This is a genomic window from Pseudomonas sp. GW822-FHT03F08, assembly GCF_058801265.1.
In genome coordinates this window covers 709,446-721,872 of record NZ_JBXANC010000001.1, presented here as the reverse complement: position 1 = coordinate 721,872, position 12,427 = coordinate 709,446, and the positions used below count along the sequence as shown (strand labels likewise).

Annotated in this window: 12 protein-coding genes and 1 pseudogene; 2 read left to right on the top strand and 11 right to left on the bottom strand. The window is 62.2% G+C overall.

Features of this window, described 5'->3' with window-relative positions; all coding sequences use genetic code 11:
- Positions 1–2: 2 nt before the first annotated feature.
- From AC1RME_RS03375 to AC1RME_RS03335, 9 genes are all read right to left on the bottom strand, one after another.
- Positions 3–632 carry an ABC-type transport auxiliary lipoprotein family protein gene (locus AC1RME_RS03375; protein WP_096822411.1) on the bottom strand — a complete coding sequence of 210 codons (630 nt, stop codon included), beginning with the start codon at positions 630–632 and terminating at the stop codon, positions 3–5.
- Positions 629–1,567, bottom strand: a complete 939-nt coding sequence (locus AC1RME_RS03370) for an MlaD family protein (protein ID WP_096822410.1) — start codon at positions 1,565–1,567, stop codon at positions 629–631. Before AC1RME_RS03370 ends, AC1RME_RS03375 begins: the two co-directional genes overlap by 4 nt.
- 1 nt (position 1,568) lies before the next feature.
- Positions 1,569–2,354: an ABC transporter ATP-binding protein gene (locus AC1RME_RS03365; RefSeq protein WP_176504900.1), complete on the bottom strand. Its 786-nt coding sequence runs from the start codon at positions 2,352–2,354 to the stop codon at positions 1,569–1,571.
- Between the two features lie 14 nt (positions 2,355–2,368).
- The gene (locus tag AC1RME_RS03360) at positions 2,369–3,517 is read right to left on the bottom strand and encodes an ABC transporter permease (protein ID WP_096822408.1); all 1,149 of its coding nucleotides are present in this window, start codon (positions 3,515–3,517) and stop codon (positions 2,369–2,371) included.
- A 55-nt stretch (positions 3,518–3,572) separates the two neighbouring features.
- Positions 3,573–4,601 (bottom strand): DUF5924 family protein, encoded by a 1,029-nt coding sequence (locus AC1RME_RS03355; RefSeq protein ID WP_096822407.1) that lies wholly within the window; start codon positions 4,599–4,601, stop codon positions 3,573–3,575.
- A 95-nt stretch (positions 4,602–4,696) separates the two neighbouring features.
- Entirely contained in the window at positions 4,697–6,085 is a 1,389-nt protein-coding gene (locus AC1RME_RS03350; protein ID WP_096822406.1) for a M16 family metallopeptidase, read from the bottom strand.
- A gap of 94 nt (positions 6,086–6,179) precedes the next feature.
- Complete coding sequence (locus AC1RME_RS03345; RefSeq protein ID WP_096822405.1) at positions 6,180–7,838, bottom strand: Na/Pi cotransporter family protein; 1,659 nt, start codon at positions 7,836–7,838, stop codon at positions 6,180–6,182.
- Positions 7,839–8,051: 213 nt separating this feature from the next.
- The gene (locus tag AC1RME_RS03340) at positions 8,052–8,819 is read right to left on the bottom strand and encodes a TerC family protein (RefSeq protein WP_096822404.1); all 768 of its coding nucleotides are present in this window, start codon (positions 8,817–8,819) and stop codon (positions 8,052–8,054) included.
- A gap of 70 nt (positions 8,820–8,889) precedes the next feature.
- A complete protein-coding gene (locus AC1RME_RS03335; RefSeq protein WP_096822403.1) occupies positions 8,890–10,197 on the bottom strand; it encodes a CitMHS family transporter in 1,308 nt (435 codons plus the stop codon).
- Between the two features lie 323 nt (positions 10,198–10,520).
- Here AC1RME_RS03335 and AC1RME_RS03330 point away from each other — a divergent pair, with 323 nt between their 5' ends.
- Entirely contained in the window at positions 10,521–10,922 is a 402-nt protein-coding gene (locus AC1RME_RS03330) for a GFA family protein (RefSeq protein ID WP_493090464.1), read from the top strand.
- On the opposite strand, the gene AC1RME_RS03325 is transcribed toward AC1RME_RS03330, so the two are convergent.
- On the bottom strand, positions 10,923–11,249 hold the full coding sequence (locus AC1RME_RS03325; RefSeq protein ID WP_493090462.1) for a DOPA 4,5-dioxygenase family protein: 327 nt from the start codon (positions 11,247–11,249) through the stop codon (positions 10,923–10,925).
- 73 nt (positions 11,250–11,322) lie between these two features.
- Between AC1RME_RS03325 and AC1RME_RS03320 the strand changes: the two are divergent.
- A pseudogene (locus tag AC1RME_RS03320) lies at positions 11,323–11,421 on the top strand (NADH-flavin reductase); the annotation flags it as partial.
- A gap of 30 nt (positions 11,422–11,451) precedes the next feature.
- Here the strand turns inward: AC1RME_RS03320 and AC1RME_RS03315 are convergent.
- A complete protein-coding gene (locus AC1RME_RS03315) occupies positions 11,452–12,402 on the bottom strand; it encodes a choline sulfate utilization transcriptional regulator (protein WP_096822400.1) in 951 nt (316 codons plus the stop codon).
- Positions 12,403–12,427 lie beyond the last annotated feature (25 nt).

The following is a 12,427-nucleotide window of genomic DNA, read 5'->3' as shown; positions in this document are numbered from 1 at the left end:
CCTCAAGGCCGGGCGGTCGGCACGACCTTCTGGCCTTGTTCCACCGCCCACGCCACCACCTTCGCCGTCAGCCGATCACTGGCCTGACCGAATCCGGCCACCACCGCCGGGACTTTCACATCATTCAGCGGCTGGCGCTCTTCGAAGCGGCGGCTGGCGAGGATGCGCTGGTCATAACCGCGCACCAGCAACGCATCCACCCGCACCACGACGCTGGCCTGCGAGCCTTGATACTCGGTCTGAAACGCCTGCAGGCTGCCGCCCAGTTCCAGGTCCGCCTGGAAGTTGCTGTCATCGGTACTCAACAGCGACACCCGACCGTCACGCTGGAAACCATCGAGCAGCCGATTGCGCACCAGCACCGGTGCCGGATCGCTCCAGCGCGAGGCCTTGTAGCTGCTGATCACGTCCCCCTGGGGAATCACTGCGATGCTCGGCCGATTGAGCGCTTCGCTGGCCTGCAATTTGTTCAGACGCAGCGACCAGTGCTGAGTCGCCGCCGAACTGGCCGAGGCGGGCGCCTGTGCGGCCGGCAAACGGTAGACGTCCAGCGGTTCGGACTTGGGCAGGATCGAGCACGCGCTGATCAGCGAAAGGCTGGCGATGAGGAGGGCGAGGCGAGTCAGCTTCATGGCGTGAACTCCTTGTTCTTGTCACTGCCCAGCAGGTAACCGCTGGGGTTGGCCTCCAGACGTTGGGAAATGGCCCGCAGCGAGGACAGGGTTTCACGCAGTTCGCGCACCGCCGGCGCCAGGCCGTTGAGGCCCTGCATGCCGCTGTCGAGGGAGTTCTGATTCTTGCTCAGCAAGCCGTTGATGGTGGCGCTGCTCTGTTCCAGCGACTTCATCGCCTGCTCGGCGCTGCCCAGAGCCTGTTTGCCCTGATCGTTGAGCAGGCCGTTGGCGTTGCGCATCAGCGCGGATGTCTGCTCGAGCATGCTGCCGGCCTGCTTGCCGACGGTTGCCAGTTGCTGCATGGCCTGGCGCAGATCGCCGCGCTGATCGTTGATCGAACCGGTGGTCTGTTCCAAGTGCTCAAGGGTTTTGCTCACGCGCTCGATGTTGTCGGCGGAGAACATCTGATTGGCGTTGCTCAGCAGCGTACTGACCCCGCTCATCAGGTCATTGCTGTCATTGAGCAGCCGCGAGATAGGCGAGGGCGAGGCGACGATGGTCGGCAGGTTGCCGTCCTTGCCGCGCAGTTTCGGGCTCTCTGGCGTGCCGCCGCTGAGCTGGATGATCGACGTGCCGGTGATCCCGGCCAGCGCCAGTTTGGCGAGGGTGTCTTCCTTGACCGGCGTGTCGCCACCGAGGCGAATCCGCGCCAGCACCCGGCGCGGGTCCTGCGGATCGAGCCGCAGACTGACCACATCGCCGACCTTGATCCCGCTGTACTGCACCGGGCTGCCCCGGGACAGGCCGCTGACTGCCTCGTTGAAGACGATTTCGTAATCCTTGAACTCGGTATCGACGCTGGACTTGGCCAGCCACAGACCGAAGAGCAGGGCACCGGCCACCACAATCACCGTGAACAGGCCGATCAACACATGATGGGCTCGGGTTTCCATGTCAGACCTCGTTGAGCAGTTTGGCGGCGTCCAGCGCCGAGCGGCCGCGAGGGCCGTGGAAATATTCGTGAATCCACGCGTCGTCGGTTTCCGAGACCACGTCGATGGGTCCCGCCACCAGCACTTTCTTCTGCGCCAGCACCGCCACCCGGTCGGTGATGGTGTAGAGCGTGTCGAGGTCGTGGGTCACCAGAAACACGCTCAAGCCCAGCGCATCGCGCAGGGTCAGGATCAATTGGTCGAACTGCGCCGCGCCAATCGGATCGAGGCCGGCGGTGGGTTCGTCGAGAAACAGGATGTCCGGGTCCAGCGCCAGCGCCCGGGCCAGCGCCGCCCGTTTAATCATGCCGCCGGACAGCGACGACGGGTATTTATCCGCCGCCGACAGCGGCAACCCGGCCAGCGCCAGTTTCACCGCCGCCAGATGCTCGGCGTCTTCGCGGCTCAGGCCGGCATGTTCGATCAGGGGCAGGGCGACGTTCTCGGTGACCGTCAGCGAGGAGAACAGCGCGCCTTTCTGGAACAGCACGCCAAAACGCCGCTCGATCAGCGAACGCTCATGTTCCGACAGGCTCGGCAGGTTCTGGCCGAACACCTTGACCATGCCTTCGCTGGGCCGGCGCAAGCCGACGATGCTGCGCAGCAGCACCGACTTGCCGCTGCCGGAACCGCCAACCACGGCCAGGATCTCGCCTTTGTACAAGTCCAGGTCGAGGTTCTCGTGCACGCTCTGGCTGCCGAAGCGATTGCACAGGCCACGGACTTCGATCACCGCCTCGGACGGCATGCGGGGTAAACGACTCACCAGCCCATCTCCATGAAGAACAGCGCGGCGACCGCATCGAGCACGATCACCACAAAGATCGATTGCACCACGCTGGAGGTGGTGTGGGCGCCGACCGATTCGGCGCTGCCGCTGACCTTGAAGCCTTCCAGACAACCGATGGCGGCAATCAGGAACGCGAAGATCGGAGCTTTGACCAGGCCAACCAGGAAATGTTGAATCCCTATGTCGCTTTGCAGCAGCGACAGGAACATCGCCGGCGAGATATCCAGCGACACCGCACAGACCACGGCGCCACCGATGATCCCGCAGATCATCGCCAGAAAGGTCAGCATCGGCAGCGCCACCAGCAAGGCCAGCACGCGCGGCACTACCAGCAGCTCCATGGGGTCGAGGCCGAGGGTGCGAATGGCGTCGATCTCCTCGTTGGCCTTCATCGAGCCGATCTGTGCGGTAAAGGCACTGGCGGTGCGGCCGGCCATCAGGATCGCCGTAAGCAAAACGCCGAATTCGCGCAGGAAGGCGAAACCCACCAGATCCACGGTAAACACGCTGGCGCCGAAACTGGCCAGCACCGTCGCCCCAAGGAACGCCACCACGGCGCCGACCAGAAAGGTCAGCAGCGCCACGATGGGCGCGGCGTCGAGGCCGGTCTGTTCGATGTGCGCGATCATCGGCGTGATCCGCCAGCGCTTGGGCCGGAACAGGCTGCGGGCGATGGTTTCGAGGATCAGGCCGACGAAGCCGAGCAATTGCAGGGTGTCTTGCCAGACCGTATCGACAGCCCGGCCGATGCGCGTCAGCAATTGCACGCTGACGCTGATTTCCGGCTCCTTGATCGGCACGCAGAAGTCGGTCAGCGAGCGATACACGGTTTGCAGCAACGCGCGGTCGGCAGTGGAAATCGTGCAATCGGGGTGTTCGGCGGATTTGCCCAGCCGCTCGGAGCCGAGCAGTTCCACCAGCAGCGACGCGCCGGCGGTGTCGAGGGCGCCGAGGCCGTTGAGGTCGATGGGAGTGCTGGCGTCGTACTGACCGCGGAGCGTTTCGCTCAGGTGCTTGAGCTCGGCGTAATGAGCAAGCGTCCAGTCCCCGGTGACCCGCAGGCGGGCAGGGGTGATCGAGGTGTCCAGTCGGGCATTACCGGTCATCGAGCTGCTGGTCATAAGCTCCGTGCTTGTTCGGCTAAATTCGCGAACCTACGTAATAGCACGAACCGGATTACTTTTCTTTGGTCGGTGTGCTGTCCGTGACTTCGAAACGCAGAACGCCGATCACCTGGCCGTCTTCGGTCAGCACCCGCACCTGCCAGTCACCGACCGGGTTGCCGGGGAAAACCTGCTTGTGGGTCCACGCCCGGTAGCCTTCCTTGCGCCCGCCGTGGATGTCGAGGGCGATCCGGTCGACCTCTTTGCCGTTGAACTGCCAGACGTGGTAAATCCGCTCATCAAGCCCGCGCGGTGCGTTGATCGCGGTGTAGGCGTAGAGCCCACCGCCACGGATCTGCTCGGCGCTGACTTGTTCGAGGCTGGCGCCGGGGGTGCGATCCTGCAACTGGGTGCTGATCGCCACGTCAGTCATCCACAGTGTCGCTGGCGGCACCCACGAACGCAGGACCCAGCCTACGCCGCCGATACCGATGGTGATGCTGAGGATCGCCAGCGCATTGCGTACGGTGCGGATCGGAAAGATCGACGCCAGACTCGGAAACGACAGCACCACGGCCGTCCCCAGCGCCCATTTGAAGCTCTGCGACGTGGTCAGGTGCATGATCACCGGCAAGGCGGTGAGCAGGGCGGCGAACAGGGTCAGGGTGTGCAGCGCGAGGAACGCCCAGCGCCGCGGCGCCAGCCATTTGTAGTAGAGCGGATCGACGATCGAGATCAGCGCGGCGATGCACAGCAGACCGGTGAACACCAGTTGGCCGCTGTTCCAGGTGGTGGTGATGAAGAAGAACGGCAGGACGAAAAACAGGCTTTCCTGGTGGATCATCTGCGTCGCGTAACGCAGCAGCGGCTGAGGGATTTCCCGTTTGAAGACCCGCGTGAACAGCTCGGTCAGGCTGTTTTCCAGCATCAGCCAGATCCAGCTCAGCAGCATGATCGTGGTGATCCAGCTCGCCAGCCCCTGTTGCCGGTCGACCAGAATGAAACTGCCGACCCCGGAGATGAAACCACCGAGCGCAATGACCCCGGGGTAGCGCTTCATCAGTTCGAGGATGCGCTGGATCAGGAGGGTCAATTTGAGCATTTGGGCGGTTCACGACAGTCGAGGAAAAAAACCTCGACAGAGTACCGCCCGCCGGGCCCCGTGGCGAGGCTGCCGATCAGTAAAAACCCACGGGATCACGGCTTGGCCGGGGGACGACGATGCAGTCGCCAGCCGAACAGAATCAGCAGCAGTACACCCAGCCCGCCCGCAATCAGCCACAGCACCTCGTCATCACTGAGCAAGGGCTTCTCGATCCGCAGGTATCCCGGCTGCAGCAGCAATTCGCGCATGGCCTTGTTCGCCGCTTCCAGCGTCACGCCTTGCAGTTCCAGGGCCGGGTCGGCGAAACGGCCGTCCTCGTAGTCGCCCAGGGCGCTCCAGTAATAGTCGGCCATGGCGCTGTTGCCCTGCACGGCCCAGGCCTGATGGGCGATAGCCGCCTGTTTGAGGCGATTGAAGGTGTCGGCGTCGAGGCCGTTTTTCAGCAGGTCGGCCTTGAGATCTTCCAGCACTTGCTCGGCTTCAGCGATATCACTGCGGTCCAGATCGGCGTTGAGGCTCATGAAACCGACGCCACCGAACACCTCACGCTCGGCCCACGGCCCGTAGGACAGACCATGGTTCAGGCGCAACTGGCGGTACAGCGCCCACTCCAGATATTCCTTGAGCAGGTCGAATGTCTGGTCGTACTGATCGTCCAGCACCGGCTCCGGCACCAGCCAGTGCAGCTTGGCGCTGTTGCCGATGAAACCGCGAGTGATCGTGCGTTCATGGGCGGCGCTGGCGCGGATGTCGGGCAAGGGTCGGTGTTCGCTCGGGTCGACCGCTTCCAGCGCGCCCCACGCCCGCTCCAGATAGGCCGGCAGCAGCTTGTCGAGATCGCCGACGACGATCAGGGTCATGTTGTTCGGTGCGTACCAGGCCTTGCGCACCTTCTCCAGTTGCGCGCGGGTCAGACCGTCGACCTCGGCCCGTTGCGGACATTTCAGGCCCAGCTCGACCGCCAGTTGATTGCTCGCGGTGTGGCCCAGGTCCTGGCGGTCGAGAAAGCGTTGCAGGCGGGTGTAATGCCCGCCGTCCTCGCGCTCGACCACACGTTTGGCGGCGTTGATCGCGTTGTCGTCGAAGCGGGTCTGGGTCAGCAGATCCAGCAGCAGATCGAGGACCTTGCGCTGGTTTTTCGCCGGGGCTTCGATCACGAACGTGGTGTCGGCGTTGCTGGTAAAGGCGTTCCAGTCGCCGCCGAGGGCCTGCATGCGCTCTTCGAGGCCACCTTCGCCAGTGGCGTCGATGCCGCTGAACAACAGGTGTTCGAGCAGGTGCGGCAGTTCTTTCTCATTGCAGTCGAAGTCATCGAGACCGACGCCCACCACCAGCCTGATCGCCACATGCCCGCGTTCGGTGCCGGGCTTGAGCAGCAATTGCAGGCCGTTGGGCAGGGCATAGCCTTCGACCTGAAAGCGATCCAGGGCGAGGGCGGGCAGGGAACCGAGCAACAGACAAGCGAACAACAGGCAACGCATAACGAGCTTCCATACAGCTGAATCGGAGATCCGTGTTGTCAGTCCGGCCGTGAGGCTGAACCTTGAGTTACTGACTGACCACAGCCCCAGACGTTCAAGGCGAATGCGTGATGTCCGCCATATCGTCGGTCTCGAGCGCTCCGGTATCGGCGGTTTCCAGCACCACGTAGGCGCTGCTGCAGAACAGCGAGTTCAAGCGTTTCATGTCGGCAATCAACTCCAGGTGCAGCGAACTGGTCTCGATACTTTGCACGATCTTGCGTTGCAAACGGCTGACATGCGCATGGGCCAGACGCCGCTCCTGCGCGCGAAAGCGGCGTTTCTCGCGCAGCAACTGGCGGGCGCTTTCCTTGTCACCGCTGAGGAACACCGACAGCCCCAGCCGCAGATTGGAGATCAACTGCTGGTGCAAGCCCGCCAACTCCTCCAGCCCGTCCTCGGAAAACGAGCGGCGCTGGGAGGTCTTCTGCTGCTGCACCTTGCGCAACATGCGTTCGATCAGGTCGCTGGCAAGTTTGAGGTTGATCGCCAGCTCGATGATTTCCGCCCAGCGCCGACTGTCCTGCTCGCCAAGATCTTCACGGGGCATTTGCGCCAGATACAGCTTGATCGCGCTGTACAGCGCTTCGACGTCATCGGTCAGCTTGCGCATTTCCATGGTGACGGCGGTCTGTTTGCCGCGCAGTACATCGAGGGTCGCGTCGAGCATGTTGTCGATCAGATCACCCATGCGCAGGGTTTCCCGGGCGGCGTTGGCCAGCGCCAGGCTCGGCGTGACCAGCGCTGTCGGGTCGAGATGACGCGGCTTGGCGGTGCCGTTGACCTCCGGGCGCTCCGGCAACAGCCAGGCGCACAGCCGCGCCATGGGCGCGACGGTTGGCACCAGGATCAGGCAGCGCACGGTGTTGTAGAGCAGGTGGAAGCCGATGACCATTTCCTGCGGACTGAAATCCAGGCTGTCGATCCAGTGCACCAGCGGGTCGAGCACCGGAATGATCAGCAACAGGCCGATCAGCTTGTACAACAGACTGCCCAGCGCCACTTGCCGGCCGGCGGCGTTCTGCATGCTGGTGCTCATGAACGCCAGCACGCCGCTGCCGATGTTGGCGCCGATCACCAGACCGATCGCCACCGGCAGGCTGATCACATTGGCGCCGGCCAGCGTCGCGGTCAGCAGCACGGCGGCGAGGCTTGAGTAGGAAATCATCGCGAACAACGCGCCGACCAGGGCGTCGAGCAAGATGTCGCCGGTCAGCGAAGCGAAGATCACCTTCACGCCTTTTGCGTGCGTGATCGGCCCGGCGGCCTCGACGATCAATTGCAGCGCCAGAATGATCAGCCCCAGCCCGATGGCCACGCGGCCCATCTGCCCGAGCCGCGTCTGCTTGCGCGACAGAAAGAAAATCACCCCGAGGAAAATCAGCAGCGGCGACAGCCACGACAGATCGAACGTCAACACCCGCGCCATCAGCGCTGTACCGACGTCGGCCCCGAGCATGGTCACCAGGGCCGGGGTCAACGCCATCAGGCCCTGGCCGACGAAGGAGGTCACGAGCATGGCGGTGGCGTTACTGCTCTGCACCATCGCGGTCACAAGGATACCGGCGATGAAGGCCAGCCAGCGCCTGGACATGTTCTGGCCGATCACATGGCGCAGATTGGTGCCGTACACCCGCAGGATGCCGGTTCGAACGATGTGCGTGCCCCAGATCAGCAGGGCCACGGCAGAAAGCAAATTGAGCAGGGTGAGCATGCAGACCCCCTGTAGTTGCAGCGCCCCAAAGGGGCAAGTTGACGATACCGCGCGGTTTCTACGTGTTGTTCTTAAGCTGTAGTTGGCTAACGGTCCGGGCGCCAGCATTGCACAGCTAAAGTGCGGATTGAAACAAAAGCGTCATGAAAACAGCTTCATGCGGCCATGAAAAAAGGGCCCGAAGGCCCTTTGATCTTTTGCGCAGCGTTCGGGTTACTGACCCGGGATATCCTTGCGCAGTTTCACCGGATCCTGCTGTTGTTTCTTCTTGGCCATCGCGCCGCGCAGCTTGATGTTGATCGCTTCGACCGCCAGCGAGAACGCCATGGCGAAGTAGACGTAGCCCTTCGGTACATGCACGTCGAACGCTTCGGCGATCAGCACGGTGCCGACCACCAGCAGGAACGACAGCGCGAGCATTTTCAGCGACGGGTGCTTGTCGATGAACTCGCTGATCTTGCCCGAGGCCAGCATCATCACCAGCACCGCCACGATGATTGCCGCGACCATGACCGGCACATGGGACACCATGCCGACAGCAGTGATCACCGAGTCCAGCGAGAACACGATGTCGATGATCGCAATCTGGATGATGGTGTAGAGGAAGTTGCCGCCCTTGCCGCCAGGCGTGTCGTCGCTTTCGTCTTCACCTTCCAGCGCGTGGTACATCTCCTGGGAGCTTTTCCACAGCAGGAACAGGCCACCGAAGAACAGGATCAGGTCACGTCCGGAAATGCCCTGGCCGAACACCACAAACAGGTCGGCGGTCAGGCGCATGACCCAGGTGATCGACAGCAGCAACAGGATCCGCGTGATCATGGCCAGGCCAAGACCGAAGATCCGGGTGCGCTGCTGCATGTGTTTGGGCATGCGGCTGACCAGGATCGAAATCATGATGATGTTATCGATGCCCAGAACGATTTCCAGGGCGGTCAGGGTAAAGAAGGCAACCCAGATCTCAGGGTTGGTCAGCCATTCCATGTGTATTCCTTTGAGCGTGTGTTAAACCAAGACGCCAGCAGACAGCTGGCGTTTGGTTGAGTTGATGCCGTTACAAAGTGCTGAACAGCGGGAAAGTCCCCAACAGCAAGGCTGCGACCAGTATGCACAGGCAAACCAGCACTGCCCACTTCAGGGTGAAACGTTGGTGATCGCCGAACTCGATCCCGGCCAGTGCGACCAGCAGATACGTCGACGGCACCAGTGGGCTCAGCAGGTGAACCGGCTGGCCGACAATCGAGGCACGGGCCATTTCCACCGCAGTGATGCCGTAATGGCTGGCCGCTTCGGACAACACCGGCAACACGCCGTAGTAGAACGCGTCGTTCGACATGAAGAACGTGAACGGCATGCTCACCAGCGCCGTGATCACCGCCAGGTACGGGCCGAGGAAATCAGGGATCACCGCCAGCAGGCTTTTCGACATGGCATCGACCATGCCGGTGCCCGACAGGATACCGGTGAAGATGCCCGCCGCGAAGATCAGACTGACCACCGACAGCACGCTGCCGGCGTGAGCCGCGACGCGGTCTTTCTGCTGTTGCAGGCAAGGGTAGTTGACGATCATTGCAATACTGAACGCCACCATGAACAGCACCGGCAGCGGCAGCAGGCCGGCGATCAGAGTGCACATCAGCGCCAGGGTCAGCAGGCCGTTGAACCAGATCAGCTTCGGACGACGGGCATCCGGGAATTGCGACACGCTGATTTCGCTGTGATCGATTTCGTCGCCGATCAGGTGCAGTTCACCCAGACGCGCACGTTCACGTTTGCCGTAGAAGTAAGCAATGATCAGGATCGCCACCACACCGGCCGCCATCGCCGGGATCATCGGCACGAAGATGTCCGACGGGTCCACGTGCAGCGCACTGGCGGCACGGGCGGTCGGGCCGCCCCAGGGGGTCATGTTCATCACGCCGCCGGCGAGGATGATCAGACCGGCCATGATCCGCGGGCTCATGCCGATGCGGCTGTAGAGCGGCAGCATGGCGGCCACGCAGATCATGTAAGTGGTCGCGCCGTCACCATCGAGGGAAACGACGAGCGCCAGTACGGCGGTGCCGACCGAAACTTTCAGCGGGTCGCCCTTGACCAGTTTGAGGATCTTGCGCACGGCCGGGTCGAACAGGCCGGAGTCGATCATCAGGGCGAAATACAGAATGGCGAACATCAGCATCACGCCGGTCGGCGCAAGCTTGGTAATACCTTCGAGCATCATCGGGCCGATCTTCGGCGCGAAACCACCGAACAGGGCGAACAGGATCGGGATGATGATCAGAGCGATCAGCGCAGACAGGCGCTTGGTCATGATCAGGAACATGAACGTGATGACCATGGCGAAGCCAAGGAAAGTCAGCATGGGAATACTCCAGGCGTAGCGCGGCTAGGTAAGTGAGCGGATCGGGCGAGATCAGCGCAGAACGGGAAGCACGAGACGTACGGGCGGAGTTGGAGCGAGGAGGCGGGTAACAGAGGACATCAGAATCACCATTGTTGTTGTTAATTGGGCCTGACGTGCGAGCAATCACACACGTTGGCCAACCGGTCTGTTGCCGGTAGTGGCGGCGATCCTAATCGGGGAACCTTTCAGCTACCTTTCGCCGCTGAAAGCTTTGGGCGAATGGTCAACCGGCCGTCGGATACGACTAGAGTCAATGAACACGGGAACGGGAGGGCGAGACGATGAGTGAATTGCACAGCGGCGGCTGCCATTGCGGACATATCCGCTATCAGTTCAGCGGAACGCTGCAGGACATCGCCCACTGTCATTGCTCGATTTGCCGGCGGGTCAGCGGTGGCATCGTCACCACCTGGATCACGCTGCCGGCGGCGAACTTCCAGTGGCTGGCCGGGACACCCTCGCGCTACGAGTCCTCGACGAGTTGCGCACGGTTCTTCTGCCCGAACTGCGGCGCGCAACTGGCGCTGGTGACGTTGCTCAGCCCCGAGAGCATCGATCTGACGGTCGCCACGCTGGATCACCCGGAACAAGCCGCCGCCGAGCGGCACATCTGGACCGACAGCCAGTTGCCGTGGCTGCATCTGGACGAGCATTTACCTGGCGAGCCTGAAGAAACCATCTGATTAAAAAATAGACAGATCCAGCGGCCGCATCGCGCCCATCCAGATCGCGTGCTCGGTGTGGTCCAGCAAGTCATCACCGGTGTCCGGGTGCAGGAACACCACCAGCCCCTTGCGGTTGAGCGCCAGCCACGGCAGCACGTCGCCGATCAGCTCCGGGCCGAAGGCCAGTTGGCAGCTCCAGTCCGGATGCGGGCCGACCGGGCGTTCATGCACGCGGCCCATCTTCAATGGAAACAGCGCTGCCGCCTGCTCACACAGCGCCCGCGCCTGATCGATCGTGCTGGCGTCGTAATAAACGTGGGCGTGATAACCCTTGATCGTCTGCATCGCAAACCCTCTGAATCGGTTCGAACCCTCGTATGTCACACGCCCTACAAGGGAAAACAAAGGGACCTCAGCCATGAAAAATGCCGAAACCCCAGTGGTGAAAGTGGTGCTCTATGGTGCCATGAGTAGCCTGGGCAGTGCGTTGATGGCTGAACGGCTGCTGCGCGTGCACGTGAGTTTTGTCGCGGCGTCAGACACCTGATCAAACGGCGATCGAAGGCAACTCCATTCCCGTCAGCGACTGCGCGCTGCTGGCCTGCTCGGCCATCAACCAATCGACAAACTGTTGAATCAACGCCCCTCGGCGTTTGCGCTGCGGCAGCACCACGTAATAACCGAGGCGGGAGAGGGTTGTCTCGGCAATCGGCCGGCACAACAAACCCTGCGCCAGCAAGTTATCCACAAGGTGCCGCCAGCCGATGGCCACACCCTGACCGCCAATCGCCGCCTGGATCAGCAAGGTGTAGTTATCGAAACGCAGTTGCCCCGGCGCCGGCGGCGTATTGATGCCGAGTTCGCGGAACAGGCCGCTCCAGTCGAACCAGTTGCTGCTGTTTTCGCCACGCAGATGCAGCAGCGGAAACTCCAGCAAGGCCTGGGCCGGCAAGGGCCGGGCGCGATCCTTGAGCAATTGCGGGCTGCACACCGGGAACACTTCTTCGCTGAACAGCCAATGACTTTCGCCCTGCTTGAAGCGACCGTCGCCGAACAGCACGGCAACGTCGATATCCGGGCGCAGCATATTGTGATTGCGCTCGCTGGTGACCAGGCTGACATCGACCTGCGGATTGGCTTCGTGAAAACGATGCAGACGCGGCATCAGCCAGTACGCGGCAAAGGCAAAATCGGTGGCGACCTGCAGCACCTCATGTTGCTGTTGCGCGCTGATCGCGCTCAATCCTGCGTCGATATTCTGCAAACCGAGGGTGACTTGCTCGAAAAGGATCGAACCGACCTCCGTCAGTTCGATACCTCGGTAGATCCGGTCGAACAGTCGCGTCCCCAACTGTTCCTCCAGCCGTTTGATCTGCTGACTGATCGCCGGCTGGGTGGTCCCAAGCTCCACCGCCGCCGCGGTAAAACTGCGATGACGGGCTGCTGCCTCGAAGGCGCGCAGCAGGACGAGCGACAAATCACCGAGGGCGTCATACATAAGCTGTGCTTATCCTAGTCATTGT